General features: G+C 74.1%; 23 protein-coding genes. 3 read left to right on the forward strand and 20 right to left on the reverse strand.

Going from position 1 to position 24904, the window contains the following annotated elements:
• Window positions 1-37: 37 nt before the first annotated feature.
• The 13 genes from ACWCPN_RS05065 to ACWCPN_RS05125 all read right to left on the reverse strand — a co-directional run bounded on the left by ACWCPN_RS05065 (window position 38) and on the right by ACWCPN_RS05125 (window position 13394).
• On the reverse strand, window positions 38-736 hold the full coding sequence (locus tag ACWCPN_RS05065; protein ID WP_451202485.1) for a response regulator: 699 nt from the start codon (window positions 734-736) through the stop codon (window positions 38-40).
• Window positions 733-2064 carry a sensor histidine kinase gene (locus ACWCPN_RS05070; protein WP_451203018.1) on the reverse strand — a complete coding sequence of 444 codons (1332 nt, stop codon included), beginning with the start codon at window positions 2062-2064 and terminating at the stop codon, window positions 733-735. Before ACWCPN_RS05070 ends, ACWCPN_RS05065 begins: the two co-directional genes overlap by 4 nt.
• Before the next feature lie 70 nt (window positions 2065-2134).
• Window positions 2135-3355, reverse strand: a complete 1221-nt coding sequence (locus ACWCPN_RS05075) for an acyltransferase family protein (RefSeq protein ID WP_451203021.1) — start codon at window positions 3353-3355, stop codon at window positions 2135-2137.
• Between the two features lie 82 nt (window positions 3356-3437).
• Entirely contained in the window at window positions 3438-4442 is a 1005-nt protein-coding gene (locus ACWCPN_RS05080; protein WP_451202487.1) for an alpha/beta hydrolase, read from the reverse strand.
• 137 nt (window positions 4443-4579) lie between these two features.
• Complete coding sequence (locus tag ACWCPN_RS05085; protein WP_451202488.1) at window positions 4580-5485, reverse strand: alpha/beta hydrolase; 906 nt, start codon at window positions 5483-5485, stop codon at window positions 4580-4582.
• 174 nt (window positions 5486-5659) lie between these two features.
• Window positions 5660-6856: a kynureninase gene (gene kynU / locus ACWCPN_RS05090; RefSeq protein WP_451202490.1), complete on the reverse strand. Its 1197-nt coding sequence runs from the start codon at window positions 6854-6856 to the stop codon at window positions 5660-5662.
• A complete protein-coding gene (locus ACWCPN_RS05095; protein WP_451202491.1) occupies window positions 6849-7697 on the reverse strand; it encodes a tryptophan 2,3-dioxygenase family protein in 849 nt (282 codons plus the stop codon). The genes kynU and ACWCPN_RS05095 overlap by 8 nt, the downstream gene beginning before the upstream one ends.
• Before the next feature lie 162 nt (window positions 7698-7859).
• Entirely contained in the window at window positions 7860-8273 is a 414-nt protein-coding gene (locus ACWCPN_RS05100; RefSeq protein WP_199211348.1) for a DUF3151 domain-containing protein, read from the reverse strand.
• 206 nt (window positions 8274-8479) lie between these two features.
• The gene (locus ACWCPN_RS05105) at window positions 8480-9934 is read right to left on the reverse strand and encodes an MFS transporter (protein WP_451202492.1); all 1455 of its coding nucleotides are present in this window, start codon (window positions 9932-9934) and stop codon (window positions 8480-8482) included.
• Window positions 9935-9997: 63 nt separating this feature from the next.
• Entirely contained in the window at window positions 9998-11020 is a 1023-nt protein-coding gene (gene fbaA / locus ACWCPN_RS05110) for a class II fructose-bisphosphate aldolase (RefSeq protein WP_365121505.1), read from the reverse strand.
• Window positions 11021-11176: 156 nt separating this feature from the next.
• A complete protein-coding gene (gene pyrE / locus ACWCPN_RS05115) occupies window positions 11177-11728 on the reverse strand; it encodes an orotate phosphoribosyltransferase (protein ID WP_451202494.1) in 552 nt (183 codons plus the stop codon).
• A gap of 10 nt (window positions 11729-11738) precedes the next feature.
• Window positions 11739-12527, reverse strand: a complete 789-nt coding sequence (locus tag ACWCPN_RS05120; protein ID WP_451202495.1) for an aldose epimerase family protein — start codon at window positions 12525-12527, stop codon at window positions 11739-11741.
• Window positions 12528-12629: 102 nt separating this feature from the next.
• Window positions 12630-13394, reverse strand: a complete 765-nt coding sequence (locus ACWCPN_RS05125) for an SRPBCC domain-containing protein (protein ID WP_392292908.1) — start codon at window positions 13392-13394, stop codon at window positions 12630-12632.
• Window positions 13395-13571: 177 nt separating this feature from the next.
• Here ACWCPN_RS05125 and ACWCPN_RS05130 point away from each other — a divergent pair, with 177 nt between their 5' ends.
• Window positions 13572-15869 (forward strand): SpoIIE family protein phosphatase, encoded by a 2298-nt coding sequence (locus tag ACWCPN_RS05130; protein WP_451202496.1) that lies wholly within the window; start codon window positions 13572-13574, stop codon window positions 15867-15869.
• A 16-nt stretch (window positions 15870-15885) separates the two neighbouring features.
• Here ACWCPN_RS05130 and ACWCPN_RS05135 read toward each other — a convergent pair whose 3' ends face one another.
• From ACWCPN_RS05135 to ACWCPN_RS05145, 3 genes are all read right to left on the reverse strand, one after another.
• The gene (locus ACWCPN_RS05135; protein WP_451202497.1) at window positions 15886-17523 is read right to left on the reverse strand and encodes a polyamine aminopropyltransferase; all 1638 of its coding nucleotides are present in this window, start codon (window positions 17521-17523) and stop codon (window positions 15886-15888) included.
• A gap of 79 nt (window positions 17524-17602) precedes the next feature.
• Window positions 17603-18148, reverse strand: coding sequence for a DUF2617 family protein (locus ACWCPN_RS05140; protein WP_451202499.1), 546 nt, complete (start codon window positions 18146-18148; stop codon window positions 17603-17605).
• Between the two features lie 349 nt (window positions 18149-18497).
• Entirely contained in the window at window positions 18498-18884 is a 387-nt protein-coding gene (locus tag ACWCPN_RS05145) for a hypothetical protein (protein WP_451202500.1), read from the reverse strand.
• Window positions 18885-19024: 140 nt separating this feature from the next.
• On the opposite strand from ACWCPN_RS05145, the gene ACWCPN_RS05150 reads away from it, so the two are divergent.
• Window positions 19025-20209 (forward strand): pyridoxal phosphate-dependent aminotransferase, encoded by a 1185-nt coding sequence (locus tag ACWCPN_RS05150; protein WP_451202501.1) that lies wholly within the window; start codon window positions 19025-19027, stop codon window positions 20207-20209.
• A 45-nt stretch (window positions 20210-20254) separates the two neighbouring features.
• On the opposite strand, the gene ACWCPN_RS05155 is transcribed toward ACWCPN_RS05150, so the two are convergent.
• Together ACWCPN_RS05155 and clpB are read right to left on the reverse strand one after the other, a co-directional pair.
• On the reverse strand, window positions 20255-20785 hold the full coding sequence (locus ACWCPN_RS05155) for a YbjN domain-containing protein (RefSeq protein WP_451202503.1): 531 nt from the start codon (window positions 20783-20785) through the stop codon (window positions 20255-20257).
• A gap of 182 nt (window positions 20786-20967) precedes the next feature.
• Window positions 20968-23565 carry an ATP-dependent chaperone ClpB gene (gene clpB, locus ACWCPN_RS05160; protein ID WP_451202505.1) on the reverse strand — a complete coding sequence of 866 codons (2598 nt, stop codon included), beginning with the start codon at window positions 23563-23565 and terminating at the stop codon, window positions 20968-20970.
• Window positions 23566-23707: 142 nt separating this feature from the next.
• Here clpB and ACWCPN_RS05165 point away from each other — a divergent pair, with 142 nt between their 5' ends.
• Window positions 23708-24121, forward strand: a complete 414-nt coding sequence (locus ACWCPN_RS05165; protein ID WP_365121529.1) for a pyridoxamine 5'-phosphate oxidase family protein — start codon at window positions 23708-23710, stop codon at window positions 24119-24121.
• 166 nt (window positions 24122-24287) lie between these two features.
• Here ACWCPN_RS05165 and ACWCPN_RS05170 read toward each other — a convergent pair whose 3' ends face one another.
• On the reverse strand, window positions 24288-24623 hold the full coding sequence (locus ACWCPN_RS05170) for a hypothetical protein (protein WP_199211337.1): 336 nt from the start codon (window positions 24621-24623) through the stop codon (window positions 24288-24290).
• Window positions 24620-24829: a hypothetical protein gene (locus ACWCPN_RS05175; protein WP_451202506.1), complete on the reverse strand. Its 210-nt coding sequence runs from the start codon at window positions 24827-24829 to the stop codon at window positions 24620-24622. The genes ACWCPN_RS05170 and ACWCPN_RS05175 overlap by 4 nt, the downstream gene beginning before the upstream one ends.
• Window positions 24830-24904 lie beyond the last annotated feature (75 nt).

Genomic DNA, 24904 nt, shown 5'->3' on the forward strand with positions numbered 1-24904 from the left:
CCCTCGGAGACGGGTCCTCGGCCCTCCCCCTGAAGTACTACGGCCCCGCCGGTCGTCCGTATCCGGACGGCCGTACCAGGCCCGACTCGTAGGCGAAGACGGCCGCCTGGGTGCGGTCGCGCAGCCCCAGCTTCACCAGGATCCGGCCCACGTGCGTCTTCACCGTCTGCTCGGCCACCACCAGCCGCCCGGCGATCTCCGCGTTCGACAGGCCCTGCGCGATCAGCGTCAGCACCTCCGTCTCCCGTTCGGTGAGGTCGCCGACCCGTCGCATGAGCGGCGGCCGGGGCGTGCCGTCCAGCCGGGAGAACTCGGCGATCAGCCGCCGGGTGATGCCCGGGGCGAGCAGCGCGTCCCCGGCGGCCACCACCCGGACCGCCTCGGCGAGCTGGTCGGCCGAGGCGTCCTTGAGCAGGAACCCGGAGGCCCCCGCGCGCAGCGCCTGGTACACGTACTCGTCCAGGTCGAAGGTGGTCAGCACCAGGACCCTGATGTCCGGGTGGTCGGTGGTGATGCGGCGGGTCGCCTCGATGCCGCCCAGCTCGGGCATCCGGATGTCCATCAGCACCACGTCGGGGGCGAGTTCGCGGACCTTGGCGATCGCGTCCAGGCCGTGCACCGCCTGGCCGACCACCTGGATGCCGGGCTTGGTGTCGAGCAGCACGGTGAAGCCCTGCCGGACCATCTGCTGGTCGTCGGCTATGAGTACGCGGATGGCGTCGGCGCCGCTCGTCATGGCGTCTGGTCTCCTGTCGTGGACGGGTGGGGCGGATCGGGCGCGTCGGGCGGGGACAAGGGCGGGTCGCCGCCGTCCCGGGGGAGGAAGGCCGCGACCGCGAAGCCGCCGTCCGGGGTTCCGGCGGCGGTGACGTGGCCGCCGAGCATCGCCGCGCGCTCCCGCATGCCGAGCAGCCCGTGCCCGGCGCCCGGGGAGGGCGGTACGGGGCGCCGCGGGCGAGAGTTGGTCACCGCCAGCCGCAGCCCCTCCCGGCCGTGCGCGACCTCGACCCGCACCGTCGAACCCGGCGCGTGCCGCAGGGCGTTGCTCAGCGCCTCCTGCACGATCCGGTACGCCGACAGCTCCACCCCCGGGGCGCAGGGCCGCACCGCACCACCGACCTCGGCGGTCACGTCCAGTCCGGCCGCCCGGGTGTTCTCGATCAGCGCGCCGAGCCGGTCCAGCGTGGGCTGGGGGGCGTCCGGTGCCGTTCCGGTGCCGGGGTCGCCCAGGCCGTAGGGGTCCTCGGGGTTCTCCGAACGCAGCACCCCGAGCACCCGGCGCAGTTCGTTGAGCGCCTCCAGCGCGTTCTGCCGGATGCCCGCCAGGTTCTCGACCAGCTCCGGCGACGGCCGCTCGACGAGATGCGGGGCCACCTGTGCCTGGATGGAGATGACCGACATGTGGTGCGCGACCACGTCGTGCAGCTCCCGCGCGATGCGGCTGCGCTCCTCCAGCAGGGTGCGGCGGGCCCGCTCCTCGGCGGTGAGGGTGGTCTGCTCGACGAGTTCGGCGCGGGCCACCCGGCGGCCGCGCAGGGCGGCGCCGAGCACCACGACGACCGTGGACAGGACGACGGCGAGGACCCCGGTGGGCTGGTAGTGCGAGCCGCCCCACACGCCCTGCAGGAGCCAGGTGACCAGCGCGGTCAGGGCCAGGGCCTCGGCCGAGACCCGGGTGCGCACGCGCAGCGCGAGCAGCAGCAGGACGAGCAGGTGCGCGATGATCCCGGCCGCGGTCCAGGGCCAGGTGAACGACGTGTCGGCGACCATCGCCAGCCTGTCGTGCACCGCGGCGGCGCCCACCACGGTCCCGGCCGTCGACAGCCACCAGCCCGCGACGGGCCGCCACAGCGCGAGCACGATCGCACCGCCCTGCGCGAGCGCGACCACGAAGGCGGCTCCGGGCTGCAGGTGCCCGTTGTCGCCGAGCTGCGCGGTCCCGCCGAGGGTGACCCCGAACGCGGCCAGGCACAGCAGGCCGTGCGGCAGCCAGCGCAGCCACACGGAGGCGGGCAGCGGATCCGGCCGGAAGTTCCACAGGTCGTCGTGCAGCACCCGCATCATCCGCCGGCGCCACCGGCCCGCGAGCGGCGCCGGTGCCCGGCGACCCCCCGTCTCCGTCACGCGCTCCACCCTAGGGCCTGTCCGGGGAGCGCCGGACGCGGTGGTCCGCGGTCGTCGTGCCGCGGTCCGCGGCCCGGTGCACATGGACCACCCGGGACCGGCCGGAGGTGCCCGCGCCGGCGGGACGGCGCTGGCGGGTGCCCTGCTCGCAGGAGCGGAACACCGCCCAGTACAGGGCGAGTACGACGGTGAGCACCGGCAGCCAGAGGAGCCGGGCCGCCACCCAGCCGAGGCCGTCCGGACGGGTGTGGAGGCCGGGGAGGGGGCCGGCCGGGAGGGTGGCGGCCGTGATGGTCATCAGGGCCGTCTGGTGCCACAGGAAGACGGTCATCGCGGACAGGTTGACCAGGGCCACGGCCGCCCAGGCGAGCGGGCGGCTCATCGCCCGGCGCAGCCGGTCGCGCAGCAGGAGGGCGAGTCCGCACTGGGCCAGGCCGAAGGTCACGGCCGCCAGCGTCGGCGGGTTCAGGTTGGAGACGGGGGCGCCCGGCACCCCGACCATGGACGCGGGGTAGCCCGCGCAGGTCACCAGCAGGACCGTGGCCGCCGCACCGCCGAGGAGCAGCACCCCGGCCGCCCGGCGCGTCTCCAGTTCACCACGGGTCCAGGCGGCGCCCAGGGTGTACGGGACCAGCCAGCCGGCCGCCACGTTCACCCAGCCCAGCCAGGACGGCCCGGTGTGCAGGCCGAAGCGGAGGACGTCCACGTGCAGGACGACGGCCAGCGGCCAGAGCGGGCTGAGCCGCGTGAGCAGCGGGGTGGCCGCCGTGAGGGCGGCGAAGACCAGCAGGAACCACAGCGGGGACAGGGCCAGTTTCAGGAGCGTGTGCAGGGTTCCGAAGGGGGTGCCGGACAGCAGCAGGGCGGCGGCCGCCACCGTCCACAGGGTGAGGAGCGCGAGCACCGGCCGGAGCAGGCGGGTCAGCCGGGAGCGCAGCCACGCCGGGTAGGACAGTCCCCGGCCCCGCGCCGAGGCGAGTGAGCGCGTCGCCACATGGCCGCCGACCAGGAAGAACACCGCGAGGGTCTGGAAGACCCAGGAGACCGGGGCCAGCCACGGCAGCTGCCGCAACGGGCTCGCGGTGCGCAGCGCGCCGTCCTGCGGGACCAGGGCGGTGACCAGCCAGTGGCCGAGGACGACACCGAGGATCGCGAGGGCGCGCAGCGCGTCCACCGCGCGGTCCCGGGAGGCGGGGGTGGCGGCGTCCACGTGACGGGCACCCCGGCGTATCGCGTACGGCAGGCGCGGCGCGCGGCGGGGCCGCGGCGCCGCGGGGCGGCCGGGAGGCCGGCGAGAGGGGCCGGCAGCGGGCTCAGGCACGGGTCACCTCCGAGGTCTCGCCGAGGGTGATCCGGGCCAGGTTGGCGAGGGCGGCCGAGCCCGGGGCGAAGTAGCCGCTGTGGCCGGCGCCGGCGGCGTCGAAGACCCGGGCGCCGAAGGCCGGGGAGACCGGGTCGGTGCCGAAGCCGACGGTGGCGAGAAGCAGGCCGGCCCGGACGTGCGGCACGTGGGCCACCCAGTCGCCGCCGCCGCGCGCCGCCCACACCCGCGCGTGGGTGCGCAGGCCGGCGACGGTGCCGGCGCCCGTGCCGGGGCTGCCGACGAGGACGATGTCGCCGGCGTCCAGACCGTGCGCGGCCCGGCCGCAGACGACGGAGCCGTAGGAGTGGCAGAGCAGCGAGACCCGGGCGCGGGCGGGGGCGAGGGCGCGCAGCCGGCCCGTGAGGGCCCGGAGCCGGGGCGCCGCCTCGTCCGCCCTGGCCGTGGTGGTGACCGTGGTGCTGACCGTGGCGGGGGTCCGGTAGCCGAGCCAGGCGACCACCGCGACGCGGGTTCCGGCGGGGGCGCGGCGCGTGAGGTCGTCGTACAGGGCGGCCGCCGCCCGGTGGAAGCGGGCGTAGGTGTCGATCGAGGTGTCGGAGCCGGGCACCAGGACGGCGATGCGGTCGGCCCGGCGCAGCTCGCCGAGGACCTCGGTGGCCCGGCCGGGACCCCGGCCGTCGAAGGCGAGGAGGTCGCGGCCGGCGAGGGCCCGGTCCGCGGCGGCCCGGCGCACGTCGCCGTGGGCCGCGGCCATGGCGGCGGCCTCGGCGGCGTTGGCGCGGTTCGCCGCGTAGACCGACCGCAGGGTGGCGGCGGTGGGCGGGGCGTGACCGGCCGGGGGCGGGGCGGGGACCGTGGAGTGCGCGGCGGCGGTCAGGGCGACGACGGTGGCGGCGGTGAGCAGCGCCTGGCGGAACCGGGACCGTCCCGGCGGCCGCCGGTCCCGGCGGGGCGGCGGATGCGGACCGGTGGCGGGTGGCGACGCTTGCCCCATGGTGGCTTCCCTTCGCAGAGCCCGGCCATCGGGCTTGTCCAGAAGGGAAGTTATGAGCCGGGAGGCGTCGCCGGCGTCCCGCCAGGGAGCTGTCCCGCGGGGTAGCTCTCAGGTACTACGGGTATGACCGGGGCGGCTCACCAGGCGAGTTGGGCGATCTCCTCGGCCACCACCGCGCAGGCGTCCGTCGCCGGGTCGATGAGCGGGAAGTGCCCGACGTCCGCCAGCAGGGTCAGACCCACCATCTCCCCCGCCTTCTCGGCCGCGTCCGCGTACGACTCGGCAACCGGCTGCGGCACCACCAGGTCGGCGCGGCCCTGGACCAGCGTCGTGGCGATGCCGTTCGGAAGGAGCAGCACGGGGTCGGCGTACGGCCGGCGCTCGGCGAAGTGGTCGTGTCCGCCCAGGAGTTGCAGGGATGCGTTGCCGCAGACGTCCAGCTTCTCCGCCACGTCGAAGTCGGCGATCGGGGCGAGGGCCACCACGCCGCGCAGCGGGGCGGGCCCGTCGGTGCGCCAGGGGGCGTCGGCGGGCAGGACGTGCCGGGCCGCCGCCCACAGGGCGAGGTGGCCGCCCGCCGAGTGCCCGGTGAGGACGATTCGGCGCGGGTCGGCCTGCGGGAGCGCCTCGCGGACCAGCCCGGGCAGGGCGTCCAGGGCGGCGGCCACGTCGTCGAAGGTGTCGGGCCAGCGGCCGGCCGGCGGGGTCGCGGCCTCGGGCCCGGGCCCGGCGCCCTGGCTCTGCGCCGGGATCAGGGGCTCGCCGCCGCGCCGGTACTCGACGTTGGCCACGGCGAAGCCGGCGCGGGCCAGATGGTCCGCGAACGGGGTGACGTGGCGGCGGTCGTAGCGGGCGCGCCAGGCTCCGCCGTGCAGGACGACGACCAGGGGGGCGCCGGGGGCGCCGGTCCGCGGGGCGTAGAAGTCGATCACCTGGTCGGGGTGGTCGCCGTAGGCGGCGGTCACGTCGGGGTCGACCTCGGGGTGCGAGAAGGCCGACTCCTCCTCGGCGGCGGCGCGGGCTGCTGCGGCGTCGTCCGGCATGCTCCAACCTCTCAGCGGCGGGATGGGATCGGCGGACCGCGCGGGTACCTGGGGGTACGGGCGGGTACTCCTCGTCGGCCGTTGGCCGGGACGGTACCAGGCGGGTGACGTGGGCGGACACGGGGTCGCCGGGCGGCGGCGGGGGGCGCTCGGCACCCCCCGCCACCGCTCACGTCACCGGGCCAGCAGCTCCCCCAGCACCCGGGCCGCGCGCTCCGTGTCCGCGAAGCCGACGTACAGCGGGGTGAAGCCGAAGCGGAGGACGTCCGGGTGGCGGAAGTCGCCCACCACGCCCCGCTCGATCAGCCGCTTCATGACCTCTCCCGCGTCGGGGCAGCGCAGGGCGATCTGGCTGCCCCGCTCCGCGTGCGGCCCGGGGGTCACGCACTCGACCCGGCCGGGCTCGGTGTACGCGTCGACGCACTCCAGGAAGAAGTCCGTCAGCGCCAGGGACTTGGCGCGGACCGCGTCGACACGGACCCCGTCCCACACCTCCAGGGCGGCCTCCAGGGCCAGCATGGAGAGGATGTCCGGGGTGCCGACCCGGCCGCGCACCGCGCCCGGCGCCGGTGCGAAGGACGCGCTCATCGCGAACGGCTCGGCATGGGAGGTCCAGCCGGGCAGGGGCGAGTCGAAACGGTCCTGCAGCTCCCGGCGCACGTACAGGTACGCGGGCGAACCGGGCCCGCCGTTCAGGTACTTGTAGGTGCAGCCGACCGCCAGGTCGACCCCGTGCTCGTCCAGGCCCACCGGCAGCGCGCCCGCGCTGTGGCACAGGTCCCAGACCGCGAGGGCGCCCGAGGCGTGGATCGCGGCGGTGAGGCCCGGCAGGTCGTGCAGCCGGCCGGAGCGGTAGTCGACGTGGTTGAGCAGGACCGCGGCCGTGCGGTCGCTCAGCGCCGCGGGCAGCTCGGCCGGGGTCACCGGGCGCAGGGTGCGGCCGGTCATCCGGGCCGCCGACCCGGCGATGTAGCCGTCCGTGGGGAACGTCGTCGCGTCGACGAGGATCTCGTCGCGGCCGGCGTCCGCCATCCGGACCGCCGCCACGACCGCCTTGAAGACGTTGACGCTCGTGGAGTCGCCCACCACGATCTGTCCCGGTGCCGCGCCGACGAGCGGGGCGATCCGGTCGCCGATCCGCTCCGGCGCCGTCCACCAGCCGCCGTCCTCCCAGGAGCGGATGCGCCGTTCGCCCCACTGCCTGCGGACCACGTCGGCCACCCGGTCCGGGACGTTCACGGGCAGGGCGCCGAGGGAGTTGCCGTCCAGGTAGACCACGTCGTCGAGGACGAAGCGCTCGCGCAGCGGGGCCATTTCGTCCGCAGCGTCCAGTTCCTTGGCGCGCAGCGCGAGTTCGGGACGCTCAGACATGGGACCTCGCCGTCCACAGCTCGGGGAAGACGTTCTTGCGGGCGCGCTTCTCCAGCCAGGCCACGCCCGCGGAGCCGCCCGTGCCGGCCTTCGAGCCCATCGCGCGGCGGGTGGCGACCAGGTGGTCGTTGCGCCAGCGCCAGACCAGCTCGGCCACGTCGGACAGGGCCTCGCCGAGACGCACGAGCTCGCCGTCCTGGTCGCCGGAGTAGACCGCGGCCCAGGCGGACTCGACGGCGTCCGAGTGCTCGTAGCGCCGGGTGACGTCCCGGTTCAGGACCGAGGCGGGGATCGCGTGGCCGCGGCGGGCGAGGAACCGCAGCACCTCGTCGTACAGGCTCGGCTCGTGCAGGGCCTTCTCCAGCTCGGCGTGCGCGCGGGGGGCGCCGCGGTGCGGGACCAGCATCGACGCGGACTTCTCGCCGAGCAGGAACTCCAGCCGGCGGTACATCGCCGACTGGAACCCGGAGCCCTCGCCGAGGGCAGCGCGGTACGAGTTGAACTGCGCCGGGGTGAGCTGGCCGAGCGGCTTCCAGGAGGCGTTCAGCGCCTCCAGCTCGCGTACGGAACGCTTCAGCGCGGCGATCGCGGTCGGCACGTCGTCCTGGCGGAGGGCCTTCGCGGCGGTCTCCCACTCGTGCACGACGACGGTGAACCACAGTTCCATGACCTGGGTCGTCACCAGGAAGACCATCTCTCCGGGGTCGTCGGAGAGGGTGTGCTGGAGGTGGGTGAGCACGTCCGCCCGGACGTAGTCCTCGTAGGGCGTCGTACCCGCGAAGTCGAGATGCGGGGTCTCGGGCTCAGCGGCCTCGTGAGGGGGGCGAGCCTGTTGCGACATCGCTGTCTCCTGTTGTTGCTCCGGGTGGCGGTCCGCCCCTGCCGATGCCGGCACGGGGGCCCCGGTCCCCACCCCGCATCCTCCGCAATCACTCCGGTCACGGCAAGGCCCGCCTGCTGCCAGACGGGCCACACAGGTGACGCCGCGGGACCGGTGGGCCGGTCAGCCGAGGGTCTGGGCCGCCGCGGGCGAGGAGTCCTTCAGGAACTGGGAGCAGCGCTCGTACTCCTCCTGCTCGCCGATCGCCTGGGCGGCGCGGGCGAGGCCGTGCAGGGCGCGCAGGAAGCCGCGGTTGGGCTCGTGCTCCCAGGGCACCGGGCCGTGGCCCTTCCAGCCGTTGCGGCGCAGGGCGTCCAGGCCGCGGTGGTAGCCGGTGCGGGCGTAGGCGTACGACTCCACGACCGAGCCCCGCTCGAACGCCTCGTCGGCGAGCTGGGCCCAGGCGAGGGAGGAGGTGGGGTACTTGGCGGCGACGTCCGCGGGGGCGGTGCCGGTCGCGAGCAGCTCGCGGGGCTCCGGGTCGTCGGGCAGATGGGTGGGGGGCGGGCCGCCGAGGAGGTTTTCGTGAATCGTCATGGCTCCAGTCTGTCGCACGCACGCTCCCCCGGCGGATCGGCACCGGTGCTCGGTGCTCGCCGGGTGCCCGGTGCCGGCCGGAGGACGATTCGCTTGCCCGCGGCTGGGGGGCGGCACCGGACGCCTGCAAAGGGGCGCGAGGAACCGCGCGACCGGCCACAGCGGCCCCGCGGCCGAAGCACGACCGGAGGTCCCCGTGGTCGCGGCTACGCCCGGCGCTCGGCCTCCAGCGGAGGAGCCGCGACGCCGCAGAAGGTCCTGCACTCAGGGTGGCGGCAGCCGGCCGGCGGGCGGCGGATCAGGGTGAAGGCCAGCACCGCGCCCAGCACGAGCACCCCCGCGCAGATCGGCATCGCCCGGGAGAACGCCGCGTCGAAGGCCACCGCGGACCGGTACGCCTCCGGCCCCATCCCCGTCAGCAGCGGCAGCGCGGCCACGGCGACCAGCCCCGCCGCCCGGGCCGCCGCGTTGTTGATGCCGCTGGCCAGCCCCGCCCGGGCGGTGTCCACGGAGCCGAGCACCGTGGCGGTCAGCGGGGCGACCAGGGCGACCATGCCGGCGCCCATGACGAGCAGCGCGGGCAGGACGTCGGTGAGGTAGTTCGCGTCCACGCCCACCCGCAGCATCAGCAGCATCGCCGCCGCGCACAGCAGGGGCCCCACGGTGAGCGGCAGCCGTGGACCGGTGCGATCGGCCAGAGCGCCCGAGCGGGCCGAGAACAGCAGCATCAGGACCGTCGTCGGCAGCAGGGCCGTGCCCGCCTGGAGGGGCGAGTAGCCGGACACCACCTGGAGCTGGAGCGCGGTCAGGAAGAAGAAGCCGCCGAAGGCCGCGTACACGCACAGCGTGACCAGGTTGACCGCGGTGAACCGGCGCGAGGCGAAGATGCCGGGCGGGAGCATCGGGTCCGCGCGGTGCCTCTCGACGTACACGAAGGCCACCGCCGCCGCCAGGCCGAGGACCGCGCTCACCACCACCCCCCGCCCGTCGCCGCCCGCCTCGATCAGGGCGTACGTCAGCAGGGCCAGGGCGAGCGCCCCGAGGCCCGCGCCGAGGACGTCGAACCGGCCCTTGCCGGGGCCGGCGGCGGACTCCGGCACGTGCCGCACGGCGATCGGCGCGCACAGCAGGGCGAGCGGCACGTTGAGCAGGAACACCCAGCGCCAGCCGGGGCCGTCCACCAGCCAGCCGCCCAAGAACGGGCCGACGGCCGCGCCGACGCCGCCGAAGCCGGACCACAGACCGACCGCCCGGCTGCGGTCGTCCGGGTGGAAGGAGGCCTGGATGAGGGCGAGGGAGCCGGGGGTGAGCAGGGCGCCGCCGACGCCCTGCAGGGCACGGGCGGCGATCAGCACCGCGGGATGCGGGGCGAGCCCGCAGAGCAGGGAGGCGGCCGCGAACCAGACGACACCCAGCACGAAGATCCGCCGGCGGCCGTAGCGGTCCCCCAGGGAGCCGCCCAGCAGGATCAGGCCGGCCAGCGTGACCATGTACGCGTTGACCGTCCACTGCAGGGCGGCGAGGCTGGCGTCGAGGTCGCGGCCGATGGTCGGCAGCGCCACGTTGACCACGGTGGAGTCCAGCATGGCCATGCTGGAACCGAGCACCGTGGTGAGCAGGATCCACTTGCCCTGGGACGAGCCCAGCCGGACATCGGGCATGTACCAGATATACAGCGGGCCCGGTGCCGAAGCACCGGGCCCGCCGAAGCAGCCGTACGCGACTTACTTGATCTTGTTGCCCGCCGAACGCAGGTTCCGCGTGGCCTCGACGACGCGCGCGGCCATGCTGGCCTCGGCCAGCTTGCCCCAGGTGCGCGGGTCGTAGGTCTTCTTGTCGCCGACCTCGCCGTCGACCTTCAGGACGCCGTCGTAGTTCTTGAACATGTGGTCGGCGACCGGCCTGGTGAAGGCGTACTGGGTGTCCGTGTCGATGTTCATCTTCACGACGCCGTTCTCCAGCGCGGTGAGGATCTCCTGCTCGGTGGAGCCGGAGCCGCCGTGGAAGACGAAGTCGAACGGGGCGGCCTTGCCGAACTTGGCGGACACGCCGTCGGCCAGTTCCTTCAGCAGCTCGGGGCGGAGCACGACGTTGCCCGGCTTGTAGACGCCGTGCACGTTGCCGAAGGAGGCGGCCAGCAGGTAGCGGCCCTTCTCGCCCAGGCCCAGTGCCTCGGCGGTGCGGATCGCGTCCTCGACGGTGGTGTAGAGGGAGTCGTTGATCTCGTGGGAGACGCCGTCCTCCTCGCCGCCGGTCGGGGTGATCTCGACCTCGAGGATGATCTTCGCGGCGCGGGCCTGCTCCAGCAGCTCCTGCGCGATCTCCAGGTTGTCGGAGAGGGTCTCGGCGGAGCCGTCCCACATGTGCGACTGGAACAGCGGGCTGAGACCGGCCTCGACACGCTTGCGGGAGAGCGCCAGCAGCGGACGCACGTACCCGTCGAGCTTGTCCTTCGGGCAGTGGTCGGTGTGCAGCGCGATGTTGACCGGGTACTTCTCGGCGAGGATGTGCGCGTACTCGGCGAGCGCGACGGCGCCGGTCACCATGTCCTTGCTGTACTGGCCGCCCAGGAACTCGGCGCCACCCGTGGAGATCTGGACGATGCCGTCGCTCTCCGCCTCCGCGAAGCCGCGCAGCGCGGCGTTCAGGGTCTGGCTCGAGGTGACGTTGATGGCCGGGTAGGCGAACTTGCCTGCCTTCGCCCGGTCGAGCATCTCGTTGTAGACCTCGGGGGTTGCGATGGGCATGGTCCGCTCCTTGGAGTGTGCGGGTTGGGGTTCTGCGTACTACGGCCCTGACCTAGACCTGGGGTGTGACGTCATCGTCGTCCCCATCTTTCCAGACATGACCCGGTGCCAGGCGCTCCGGTCAAGCCACGGGCAAGTCCAGGTCAATTCCGGGCGTCAGTCCAGACCCAGTTCATCCTTCGAGAAGGCGAAACGGTACGGAACGCCCGCACCGGCCTCGATCTTCTCGGCGGCTCCGGTGGCCCGGTCGACGATGGTCGCGACGCCGACGACCTCGGCACCCGCCTCGCGCACCGCCTCCACCGCGGTGAGCGGCGAACCGCCGGTGGTGGAGGTGTCCTCCACCACGAGCACCCGCCGGCCCGCGATCTCCGGCCCCTCCACCCGCCGCTGCAGACCGTGCGCCTTGGCGGCCTTGCGGACGACGAACGCGTCGACCCGCCTGCCGCGCGCGGCGGCCGCGTGCAGCATGGAGGCCGCGACGGGGTCCGCGCCCATGGTGAGACCGCCCACCGCGTCGAACTCGAGGTCCGCGGTCAGGTCCAGGAGCACCTGGCCGACCAGCGGGGCGGCCTCGCCGTCGAGGGTGATGCGGCGCAGGTCGATGTAGTAGTCGCCCTCGAGACCCGAGGAGAGGGTCACCTTGCCGTGCACCACGGCCTTGTCCTTGATCTGCTGCAGCAGCGCGCCGCGTACGTCGTCCGTCATGCCGCCCAGCTTAGAGGCGCCGCCAGGTCCAGGTGGTCGTCGCCTCCAGCGGTTCCAGCGGGGTGACCAGCCGCGGGAGGGTGTTCAGGCCGTTGGGCGGACCGGTCTGCGGCTCGACGCACACGGCTTCGGCCTGCTCGTCGTAGACGACCACCCACTCCTCGCGGCTCGCGACCTTCAGCTCGAGCTGCCCGGGCCAGGTGAGGGTGACGTCGACGCCGCCGGGCATGCCGAAGCAGTCGTCCCAGGGACCGGGCCCGGGGTCGACGCGGTTGCCGGTGGGCAGGTGGTCGGCGCCGCGCTCCTCCTGCCAGGCGGGCTTGAAGTCGAGCCGCACGTCCGGTCCGCCGAGGCTGCGGTGGAACCAGGGGTGCCAGCCGATCTGCGCCGGGAAGGAGTCGTCGTACGCCTCCACGGACATGGTCAGGGTCAGGCTGTCCCCGGTCAGCCTGACCACCTGGGTGACCCGGCCGCGGTGCGGCCACGGGTCGGTCAGGTCGTGGGTGATGACGGCCTCGTCCGCGGACACCCGGGCGGTGCGCCAGGCGCCGTCGCGCGCGGTGCCGTGGATGGCGTGCGGCGGGGAGTTGAGGGGCATCCGGCGGACGGTGGCGCCGTCCAGGAAGCGGCCCTCACGGACCCGCCCGCACCAGGGCACCATCGGGAAGCAGCCGTAGCGCTCGCCCTGGCGCAGCAGCTCCACGCCGCCGATCCGGAGCCCACCGATACGGCCACCGTTGCCGGGCCGCACGCTCACTTCCGCGTCGCCCGCGGTCAGCGTGATGTCTTCGTTACTCACGTGACGACCCTACTCGGACGATCAAGAGGGCCTCCGCCGCGCGCGGATGAGGGGGCGGCGGCGCGGGCGGCCGGGCCCGGGCCCGGCCGCCCCCGGGACCCGCTAGCGCCGGCGGCGCAGGGCGCGGCCCACCACGATCGCGGAGGCCACGGCCAGGGCCGCCGCGGGGGCCGCCCAGCGCAGGATCTGGTTGCCGGCGCCGTTCTGGGGGGCCGGCACGGGGGCGTAACGGCCGCGCGGGGGCGCGTGGTCGACCTCCTCCGCGCTGCGGCCGATCATCGTCCGGCGCGCGTGCGCGGCCTCGGCGGGCGGCGCGCCCGTCTCGGCGAAGTCCTCCGACAGGCCTGCGGGGGTGCCGTCGTCCGCGGCGGGGCCGAGGGAGGGCGGCGGGACCTCGGTGTCGAAGACCGAGGCGGACTCGGGACCGGGCGCCCGGTCCGAGCTGTCGGGGCCGGCCGCCAGGCTCTCCACGAAGCGGGTCAGCAGCCGGGTCACCGCCGAGTTCACCGCGTCCGCCGGCAGTTCGGCGATGCGTCCGTCCGCCTCCGCGGTGCCCTCGACCGTGACGGTGGTGCCGTCGGCGGTGCCGTCGAGGCGCAGGGTGAGCGCGACCTTGGCCGTGCCGCTGCCGCGGGCCTCACCGGCTTCGCCGTCGACGGCGAAGCCGCCGTCCTCCCGCGGTGTGACGCGCAGCGCCCCGCGGTAGGTGACGGAGTGTCCGCCGACGCGCAGCTTCAGCCGGCCCGAGACGGGTTCGGCACCGGCGTCCTGCTGGAGCCCGGGGACCGCCCGGGCGACCCGGGCGGGCTCGGCGAGCGCCTCCCTGAGCCGGTCGACCGGAACCGGAACGAAGACCTGGTGCTCCATGTCGGCTGAGCCTACCCAGTCCCGGCCGGAACGCACCCTCCCGCGCGCCGACCCCGTGACACCCGCCGCCGCGGCCGCCCGCGCCCCCTGGGAATGCCCCGAACGGCGGCAGCTTGCCGGGATCGGGTCGGGCCGGTGGGCGGCGTGGGCATGGATGGGGGCGGAGGTGTTGCCGCGATGCCCAGCGATGACCGGCTCATGCGTCTTGACCAGGCCGGACGGGTGCTCGAATGGCACCGTGCGGCCCAGGAGACGTTCGGCTGGTCCGCCGAGGAGGCCGTCGGGCGGACCGTGGCATCGCTGCTGCGCGGAGGCGCGGAGGGCGGCCCAGCCGGCGTCGCCCACCCGGACGTGATGCGGCCCGTGCTGGTCCGACCCGTGCTGGCGGACGGCACGCTGGTGTGGGAGGTGTGCGCGGCGGTGGAGGCCGCCTCCGGCGAGGACCTGGCCATCCTGCGGGCGATGTTCACCCAGTCACCGGTGGGCCTGCACGTACTGGACGACCAGCTGCGGATCGTCCGTGTCAACACCGCGACCCGCGCGCTGCGCGGCGTGGCGGAGGACCGGCTGCTGGGCCGGGCCTTCTCCCGGGCGTACGGCCTGGCCGACCCCGGACAGGAGGAGGCGGCGGCGCGCCGGGTGCTGGAGACCGGCCGGGCGGAGCTGAACCGGATCGTGCGGGTGGTGCCGGGCACGCCCGGCCAGGAGCACGGCGTCTACTCCGTCTCCTACGTGCGCCTGGAGAACGTGCGCGGCGACATCCTCGGCCTGGTCGCCTCGGCGATCGACGTGACCGAACGCGAACACGCCCTGTGGCGGCTCTCCGTGGTGGACGAGGTGCGCCGCCGGGTGGGTGAGCGGCTGGACGTGATCTCCGTCTGCCAGGAGTTCGTGGACGCGGTCGTGCCGCGGTTCTCGGGCATCGCCGTGGTCGAGGTGGTCGAGGAGGTGGTGCGGGGCGAGGCGCCGCCGCTGGTCCCGGTCGGCCGCGAGGTGCCGCTGCGCCGGGCCGCGTTCCGGGGCGTGGTGTCGGCGTATCCGGTGGGCGAGGTGCGGCGGCTGCCCTACGGCACGCCGTTCTCCCGGGTGCTCACCGATCTTCGGCCGCGGCTCGTCGCGGTCGAGGAGGACAGCCTGTGGCTGGGGGCCGATCCGCCGCGGGCGGACGCCATCAGGGCCTCCGGCGCCCACTCCCTGATCGTCGCCCCGCTGGCGCTGCGCGGCGAGGCGCTCGGCGTGGTCAGTTTCTACCGGCACCGGGAGGAGGACCCCTTCGAGGAGGCGGACGTCGCCCTCGCCGCCGACGTGTGCGCGCACGCCGCGCTCTGCATCGACAACGCCCGCCGCTACGCCCGGGAACGGACCATCGCCGCGACCGTGCAGCGCAGGCTGCTCCCTCAGCGGCCGACCGTGCCGGACACGGTGGACCTGTCCCATCTGCATCTGTCCGCCCCCGAAGGAGGCGGCGCCTGGTTCGACGTGATCGGCATGGCCGGCTCGCGCACCGCGCTGATCGTCGGCGAGGTGGCCGGCCACGGCATGGCCGCCGCGACCACGATGGGGCAGCTCCGCACGGTCATCCACTCGCTGGCCTCCCTGGACCTGGCCCCGGACGAGCTGATGGCCCGGCTGAGCGACACGGCGGCCCGCCTCGCCACGGAACGCGCCGCGCTGCCGGCGGGGGATCCGCTGCACCGCGAGCCGCTGACCGCGAGCTGTCTGATCGCCGTCTACGACCCGATCGACCTCACCTGCACCTTCGTGCGGGCGGGCCTCTCGGAACCCGTCGTGGTCCCGCCCGACGGCGTTCCGGCCGTCGTCCCGGTGCCCGCGGGACCGCTCCTCGCCGGCCCCGGCAACGCCCCGTTCCCGGCCGTCACCGTCGACCTGCCGGCCGGGAGCACGCTCGCGATCGGCACCCGCACCCTGGCGCGGGACGTCCTCGCCCCGTCCGGGACGCTGCGCGCCCTGTTCGACGAGCACGCCCACGGACCGCTGCCCGAGCTGTGCGACACCATCGCCTACGCCGTCAGGGACGGCCGGCTGTCGGAGGACGCGCTGCTGCTGTTCGCGCGCACCGCGGCGCTGCCCGCCGAGCGGGTCTTCGGCTGTGACCTGCCGCCGGGGCCCGAGGCCGCGCCGTTCGCGCGTGCGGAGGCCCGGCGCCGGCTGCGGGCCTGGGGCGTCGACCGGGAGGCCGCGTTCACCACCGAGCTGGTCGTCAGCGAACTCGTGGGCAACGCGGTCCGCTACGGCTCCCCGCCGATGCGGCTGCGCCTGATCTGCAACGGCACGCTGACGTGCGAGGTCAGCGACAGCGCGATGTCCGCTCCGCACCTCAAGCACGCCCGCACCAGTGACGAGACCGGGCGCGGGCTGTTCATCGTCGCCACCCTGGCCGACAACTGGGGCACCCGGTACCAGGCGGAGGGCAAGACCGTGTGGGCCCAGCAGACCCTCGACGGCTGCCCGTGAGACGGGGCCGCACCGGTCAGTACCTCGGGTGCGCCAGCGTGGACGCCGGCAGCCGCCCCACCCGGGTGGCGGCCGCCGCGCGCGCGTCGGCCGCCAGGTCGTCCCCGGTCAGGGTGCGGGGCGCGGGTGCCTCGCGGTCCAGGCGCAGCCGCGGTGCCGTACGGCCCGGGGCCGCCAGCAGGAACCCCCAGTCCTGCGGGGCCCGGGAGGCGTCGGCCGAGCGGTCGGGGCCGGCCGGGAAGCCGGCGTCCTGGCCGGGGACCCGGTAGGCGGCGGTGGCGAAGCCGGCCGCCCGGAGGGTCGACGCCACCGTCCAGAAGGCCCGGGGACGGGCGGTGACCGGGCCGGCGTGCACCACGAGCCGCCCGTCGGCGGCGAGGGCGCGGCGGGCCAGGCCGTAGAACTCCTGGGAGTACAGCTTGGTGCTGGCGGTGATGCCGGGGTCGGGGAGGTCCGCGATGACGACGTCGTACGTCCCGGCCGGCGCGCCGCGCAGCCAGGTGAGCGCGTCCGCCGTCGTCACGCGCAGGCGGGGGTCGTCGTAGGCGTGGCCGTTGAGGGCGGACAGGCCGGGGTCGCGGCGGGCCAGACGGATGAGGCCGGCGTCGAGTTCGACCAGGTCGACGCGGCGCACGTCGCGGTGGCGCAGGACCTCGCGGGCGGCCAGGCCGTCGCCGCCGCCGAGGATCAGCACGCGCGTGTGCGGGCCGCTCAGCGCGGGCTGGACGAGGGCCTCGTGGTAGCGGTGCTGGTCGCGGCCGCCGACCCTGAGCCGGCCGTCCAGGAAGAGGTCGAGGGGGCGGCCCCCGGTGCCGCCGGCGAGGACGACCTCCTGCACGCCGGTCCGCACGGCGACCCGTACGTCGTCGCCGTACACCGCGTGCCGGGCGGCGCGTTCGAAGTCGCCGGCGAGGGCGGCCGCGGCGGCGAGGACGCCGAGCACGGTGAGGCCGGCCAGCAGCAGGGTCCAGCGCGCCCGGCGGCTCAGGTCGCGGCGGAACAGGCCGAGCACCAGGGCGACCCCGGCGATCACGTTGACCGCGCCGGTGAGCAGCGCTCCCGTCAACTGGCCGAGGAACGGCAGCAGCAGGAACGGGAAGGCGAGGCCGCCGACCAGCGCGCCCACGTAGTCGGCGGCGAACAGGTCGGCGACCGCGCCCCCCGCGTCCTGGCGGCGGATGCGCTGGATCAGCTCCATCAGCAGCGGCACCTCGGCGCCCACGAGCAGCCCGATGGCGAGCGAGAAGGCGACCAGCAGACAGCGCGGGCCGTCGGCCCAGATCCCGCCCCAGCCGCCGGTCCAGGCGAAGACCGCGTACAGCGCCATCGCGCTGCAGCCGCCGACGAGGGCGAGTGCGATCTCGATCGCGCCGAACCCGGCGGCCGCGTGCCAGCGCAGCCGCTTGGCCGCGAGGGAGCCGATGCCCATCGCGAACACCATCACGGACAGCACGACGGAGGCCTGGGTGACCGAGTCGCCGATCAGGTACGAGGCGAAGGCGACGAGTTCGAGCTCGTACACGAGCCCGCAGGCCGCGCAGACGAAGACGCACACGAGGACCAGGAACCGCCCGGTGCCGGGCCGGACGGGCAGCCGTGCGGGAGCCGTCCAGGGCGGGGCACTCGGCGGAGCGGGCGCGTGCGGATCGATCACGCTGCGACGTTACGTCACGTACTGGGTACGCTTCGTCACCCACACGTGTGGAACTCCGGGCAGTTGACGCATTACTGGTTTATGCCGCGCGGAACGCGTGCGGCCCCGTCCGGCCGGCCGGGACGCGCGCCCCGACCCGGGTCCGGGTCGCCACCAGCTGCCCGTCCTGCGGGTAGGCGTGCCAGGTGCGCCAGTGGACCTGGCCCTCGTGCCACCGGGCCAGCAGCGCGGTGAAGGCGTGCGGACTGCCGGGGAAGACACCGGCGAGGCCGTGCGGATGGTCGGAGACGAGGGCCAGCAGCTCCTGGGCGCGGCCCTCGAACGAGCCCGGCGTGAGCATCTCGACGCGCGCCGCGAACTCGTACTCCCAGTCGTCGACCCGCTTGGCCACGCCCAGCGGGAGCGGGGTGCTGGAACCGGGGATGCACGCGACCGTCTCCGAACATCGCCCCCGCTCCTCCTCGAGCAGCACCTGGTGGGACGCGCCGAGGAGCCGCAACTGCAGCCTCGACCCACCCAGTTCGAGATCGAGCGTGGCCAGAGCGGGCAGCGGTTCGCGGCCGAGGGCCCAGGCGAGGTCGGCGGCACGGGTATCGGTGTAGGAGGTGTTCAGGGTCGTGAGCATGGGTCGGCTCCGCTAACGAACAAGGAGGGGGGAGTTCGGCCTTGTCAGCCCAGTCAGCCCGGCCGGTGGGGGCGACTGCGGGAGTCCGAGGGCTGTGTCGGTGAGTAGGACGGCCGCGTTGGTGAATTAGAGGGAATCATGAACAGTGGCGCCACCACAGCGTTTTTACCCAAGTTCGTGGGGTTTCCATCCCTCAGAGGGCTCCACAGCTCAACTGTTCAACCACGGCGTGCGCCGGGGGCGCGGCCCGGAAACACCCGGGCGCCCGCCGGATCCGTTCCTCCGGCGGGCGCCCGGGCCCCGGGAAGCCGGCTGCCCCGTGTCAGCCGCCTCCCCCGCTCGCGTTTCGTCAGCTGCCGCCCCCGCAGCCGCCGCCACCGCCGCACGAGGAGCCCCCGCCGCAGGACGAGGCTCCGCCGCACGAGGAGGAGGAGCCGCCGCACGACGAGTGCCCTCCGCCGCAGGAGTGGTGGCCGCCCGAGTGGTGGCCGCCGTGATGGCCGCCCGAGGACGATCCGGTGTCCGCCGCGCCCGCGGCCCACCAACTGGCGCCGCCGTCGTACGACGACGAGGACGACGAGGACCTCGTGCGGAACGAGCGGGTCCGGCCGGCCGGCCGGGTCCTGCCCCCGTTCGGGTTCAGGCCCCTGTTCCTGGCCCGCCTCCTGCGCGCCCGTCCCGCCGCCCCCGCGATGATCAGCAGCGCGAGCAGAGCCAGAGCGAATCCGATCTCCATGGCGCCGCCCTCCTTCCTTTCCCCCGAAGCGGCCCCCCGTGGGCGCCTCGCCGTCACCGCCTCTCGTGCGGTGACCGGGGGATGCCCGGTCGCCGGGCGCGCGAAAGCAGAGTTGAGGAAGTCCAGAGCTTGGGCGCAGGATGACCGGCATGACCTCCAGCGCGCGCCCGCACCTCAACCGCCGCCTGGCGGAGTTCGGTACGACGATCTTCGCCGAGATGTCCGCCCTCGCCGTGTCGACCGGGGCGATCAACCTGGGACAGGGCTTCCCCGACACCGACGGCCCCGAGGAGATCCGGGAGGCCGCCGTACGCGCCCTGCGCGACGGGCGCGGCAACCAGTACCCGCCGGGCCCGGGCGTCCCCGAACTGCGCACCGCGATCGCCGCGCACCAGCTCCGGCACTACGGGCTGTCGTACGACCCCGACACCGAGGTGCTGGTGACGGCCGGCGCCACGGAGGCCATCGCGGCCTCCCTGCTGGCGCTGCTGGAGCCCGGCGACGAGGTGGTGGCCCTGGAGCCGTACTACGACTCCTACGCGGCGAGCATCGCCATGGCGGGCGGCCGCCGGGTGCCGGTGACGCTCCGCCCGCACGACGGCGCCTTCCGCCTGGACCTGGACGAGCTGCGCGCGGCCGTCACGGACCGCACCCGTCTGCTGCTGATCAACACCCCGCACAACCCGACCGGCACGGTCCTCACCCGCGCGGAACTGGCGGCGGTCGCCGCACTGGCGGTGGAACGGGACCTGCTGGTGGTGACCGACGAGGTCTACGAGCACCTGGTCTTCGACGGCGCCGAGCACACGCCGCTGGCCGCGTTCCCCGGAATGCGCGAGCGCACGGTGACGATCGGCTCGGCCGGCAAGACGTACTCGTTCACCGGCTGGAAGGTCGGCTGGGTGACGGCCGCCCCGGCCCTGGTGACCGCCGTCCGCTCGGCCAAGCAGTTCCTGACCTACGTCTCCGCCGGCCCGTTCCAGTACGCGGTGGCCGAGGCCCTGGCCCTGCCGGACTCCTACTACGCGGACTTCCGCGCGGACATGCGCGTCCGCCGGGACATCCTCGCGGAGGGGCTCGCGCAGGCCGGTTTCGAGGTCTTCAGGCCCGCCGGCACCTACTTCATCACCACCGACATCCGGCCCCTCGGCGAGAAGGACGGCTTCGCCTTCTGCCGTGCGCTGCCGGAGCGGGCGGGGGTGGTGGCCATTCCCAACGCGGTGTTCTACGACGACCGCGAGGCGGGGGCGCCGTTCGTGCGGTTCGCCTTCTGCAAGCGCGCGGAGGTGCTGCGGGAGGCGGCGGAGCGGTTGCGGCGCATGTGAGGGCGGGGTCCGGGGGCCGGGGCCCCCGGACCGGCCGGGGCGGGGCTACTCCCCGTCTTCCTCGGGCTTCTCCGCTTCGTTCACTTCCTCTTCCAGGCCCAGCTGCTCCACCAGCCACTTGTCGAACTCGATCGCGGCCCGCACCCAGCTGACCGTGGAGGAGACGAAGTGGTTGAGGTCCACGCCGGTGCCGACCAGCATCTGCGCCTCGCCGATGAGGCGGACGGTGCCGTCGTCGTGGGTGTGGGTGTACACCTTGGGCCACAGCGTGCGGCGGTTCCAGTCGTCGACGGACTCCAGCAGCTGGGGCTTCTCGTCGATGTGGTGGGGGCGGTCGTAGAAGGTCCGCACCGAGAAGACCGCCTGCTCATCCTCCCCGCGGAACATGAAGTACGTGCGGAACTGCTCCCACGGCGCCGCGAGGTCTCCCTCCTCGTCGACGACGTACTTCAGCTCCATCTGGTCCAGGAGCTGCTTCACGAGATCCTGATCCGGGACGACGGGGCCCACCGGTCCCTGGGGCTGCGGTTCGGGCTGGCCCCCGAAGTTCGGAATCGAGGACGGGTCGATGCTCACCGTGAATTTCCCTTCATTGGATCCCGCCATCCTCCCCCATGCGGGGAGGGGGGTGGCAAGCCCCGACGCGGCCTGTCAGCCCAGGGCTGACATGATCCGCCGAACCGGGCGGGCCGGCCCGGCGGGGGCGGTGCGACCTGGGCGGCGGCGGCCCCGCCGCCCAGGTCGCACCGCCGCTCGCGTCAGAGCGTCTTGCCCGTCACCGGCCCCACGATCAGGCCCTCCTCGAAGCGGTCCACGCGGACCGTGTCGCCGTCCTTGACCTCGCCGGAGAGGATCTCCCTGGCGAGGCGGTCGCCGATCGTGGTCTGCACGAGCCGGCGCAGCGGACGGGCACCGTAGGCCGGGTCCAGGCCCTCCTCGGCGAGCCAGGCCAGTGCCCCGGGCGTGACGTCCAGCGTCAGCCGGCGCTCGGCCAGCCGCCTGGCCAGCCGGTCGATCTGGAGCCCCGCGATCAGCTCCAGCTCGGACTTGGTCAGCGCGGTGAAGACCACCAGGTCGTCGAGCCGGTTGAGGAACTCGGGCTTGAAGGAGGCCCGTACGACCTCCAGCACCTGCTCCCGCTTCTCCGCCTCGCTGCTCACCGGGTCGACCAGGAACTGGCTGCCCAGGTTGGAGGTGAGCACCAGGATGGTGTTGCGGAAGTCGACGGTCCGGCCCTGACCGTCGGTCAGGCGGCCGTCGTCCAGCACCTGCAGCAGGATGTCGAAGACCTCGGGGTGGGCCTTCTCCACCTCGTCCAGCAGCACCACGCTGTACGGCCGCCGCCGCACCGCCTCGGTGAGCTGGCCGCCCTCCTCGTAGCCGATGTAGCCGGGAGGCGCGCCGACCAGCCGGGCCACGCTGTGCTTCTCGCCGTACTCCGACATGTCGATGCGGACCATGGCCCGCTCGTCGTCGAAGAGGAAGTCGGCGAGCGCCTTCGCCAGTTCGGTCTTGCCGACGCCGGTCGGGCCCAGGAAGAGGAAGGAGCCGGTGGGGCGGTCGGGGTCGGCGATCCCGGCCCGGGAGCGCCGTACGGCGTCGCTCACCGCGCGCACGGCCTCGGCCTGGCCGATGAGGCGCCGGCCCAGCTCGTCCTCCATGCGCAGCAGCTTCTGCGTCTCGCCCTCCAGGAGGCGTCCGGCGGGGATACCGGTCCAGGCGGCGACGACGTCGGCGATGTCGTCGGAGCCGACCTCCTCCTTGACCATGGTGTCCCTGGCGACCTCCTCCTCGGCCTCGGAGGCGGCCTCCAGCTCCTTCTCCAGCTCCGGGATCCGGCCGTAGAGCAGCTTGGCCGCGGTGTCGAAGTCGCCGTCCCGCTGGGCACGTTCGGCCTGGCCGCGCAGGTCGTCCAGGCCCTCCTTCAGCTCACCGACCCGGTTGAGGGACTGCTTCTCCTTCTCCCAGCGGGCGGTGAGGCCGCGCAGCTCCTCCTCCTTGTCGGCGAGGTCGCGGCGGAGCTTCTCCAGGCGCTCCCGGGAGGCCGGGTCGGTCTCCTTGGCGATCGCCAGCTCCTCCATCTTCAGCCGGTCCACGGAGCGCTGGAGCTCGTCGATCTCCACCGGGGAGGAGTCGATCTCCATGCGCAGCCGGGAGGCCGCCTCGTCGACCAGGTCGATGGCCTTGTCGGGCAGGAAGCGGGAGGTGATGTACCGGTCGGACAGGGTGGCGGCGGCCACCAGCGCGCTGTCCGCGATCTGCACCTTGTGGTGGGCCTCGTAGCGGCCCTTGAGCCCGCGCAGGATGGCGATGGTGTCCTCGACGGTCGGCTCGGCGACCAGCACCTGCTGGAAGCGGCGCTCCAGGGCGGGGTCCTTCTCGATCCGCTCCCGGTACTCGTCCAGGGTCGTGGCGCCGACCATGCGCAGCTCGCCGCGGGCCAGCATCGGCTTGAGCATGTTGCCCGCGTCCATGGCGGAGTCGCCGCCGGCACCGGCGCCGACGACGGTGTGCAGCTCGTCGATGAAGGTGATGATCTGCCCGTCGGAGTCCCTGATCTCCGCGAGCACGGACTTCAGCCGCTCCTCGAACTCGCCGCGGTACTTGGCGCCGGCCACCATCGCGCCCAGGTCGAGCGCCACCAGCCGCTTGTCCTTCAGCGACTCGGGCACGTCGCCCTTCACGATCCGCTGGGCGAGCCCCTCCACGACGGCCGTCTTGCCGACGCCGGGCTCACCGATGAGGACGGGGTTGTTCTTGGTACGGCGGCTCAGCACCTGCACGACCCGCCGGATCTCCTGGTCCCGCCCGATGACCGGGTCGAGCCGGCCCTCGCGGGCGGCGGCGGTGAAGTCGGTGCCGAACTTCTCCAGGGCCTTGTACTGACCCTCGGGATCGGCGGTGGTCACGCGGCGTCCTCCCCTGGCCTTGGTGAAGGCCTCTTCGAGCTTCCTGGCGTCGGCACCCTGCTTCCGGAGCACCTCGCCGGCCGCGCCGCCCTTCGCGGCGATGCCGAGGAGCAGGTGCTCGGTGGACAGGTACTCGTCGCCGAGCGACTTCGCCCGCTCGGTGGCGTCGGCGATGACCGCGAGCAGCTCCCGGTCGGGCTGCGGCGGCGCGACGGTGGAGCCGGTCACGCTGGGCAGCCCGGCCAGCACGCGTTCGGCACCCGAGCGTACGGCGGCCTGGTCGGCCTCGACGGCGGCGAGCAGGTCGGTGATGTTCTCGTTGTCCTGGCCCTCGAGCAGAGCCAGCAGCAGGTGAGCGGGGGTGAGGTCCGGGTGCCCCCCGGTGACTGCGCGGTTGCCGGCCGCGTTGATCGCGTCCCGGCTCCTGTTGGTCAGCTCGGCGTCCACGTGTCCGTTCTCCTCCTCGGCGTCGGCTCGGCGGCCAGGTCCTTCCCAGTGCTGACTTGACCAGCGTACACAAAGTTGAGTCTATTCCACTCAAGGCACGGCATGCGGGGGGACGGGGGGAATTTGCGGCTAGGTTTCGGCCATGGCCAAGCACTTCGTAGACCCTGCTGCCCCGGACGAGCCCTATCTCGCCTTCTGGCGGGAACGGCATCTGTGCACCCTGACGACGCTGCGCCCGGACGGCAGCCCGCACGTGGTCCCGGTCGGGGTGACGTACGACCCCGAGGCGCGGCTGGCCCGGGTGATCACGAACGGAGGCAGCGCGAAGGCGGCCCACGTCCGCGCGGCCGGCGCCGACGGCGCGCGGGTCGCGGTGTGCCAGGTGGACGGCCGGCGCTGGGCGACGCTGGAGGGCCGGGCGCGGGTGCGCGAGGACCGGGAGCGGGTCGCGGAGGCGGAGCGGCGGTACGCCGAGCGCTACCACCGGGTGCCGGCGGAGAACCCCCGGCGGGTCGTGATCGAGATCGAGATCGAGCGGGCGCTCGGACACGGCTGACGCCGGCCGCCCCACCCGCGCCCGCCATCGGGTTTCGGCCAGTGTGAGAACGCGTCCATACCCGGAAATATCCCCGGAAACTGCAGCGGCGTCACCGTGTTCAGGTCACGGTGACGCCGCTGCGGGGGGAAGCACCTGAGCGATCTGTTACGACGGGGGAATCGCGTCAGGCACTGCGGGGGGTGGCTGAGATGGTCGTGAGTTCCGGGTCCTCCGGCTCCGCGAGGCGGTGGTCCCTCTGGTCCAGGTTCACAAAGATCATTCCGTAGCGGACGGCGCACCGCACCGGCTGCGGCGCCCCGCGCGGCTTGCGCAGGCACCGGTAGGCCCGTACGTCCTCGTCCTCGTCCCGGGTGACGACGACCGGCTCTCCGAACACGGTCACCATCAGCGAGTCACCACTGTGGGGGATGGCGGTGACCAGGTCGATGAAGTGCCAGCCGGAGCGGTAGGCGGTGGCCATCTCTCGCCGGAAGGACCGGTCGTCGGGCGGGGTGGTCATGCCCTCGCACCCGCCCTCACGACGTCCCAGCCGAGGTCCTGCCCGGACGCGGTCTGGCTCGTGCGGGGCGTGATGTCCCAGCCGAGATCCAGCGCGGAGACCGCGTGACCGGCCGGCCGTACGATGTCCCAGCCGAGGTCCAGCGTGCTCACCGTGCCGAAGACCAGTCCTGTGGAGAAGGCCACGGCAAGTACTGAGCGAAGCATTCTCTTGCACATGATGGGCTTCGTCCTCACTTCCCCTGTGTCTCTCCCCCGCCATCAAGACGATGGCTCATCAAG

The organism is Streptomyces sp. NPDC002386 (genome assembly GCF_053593175.1).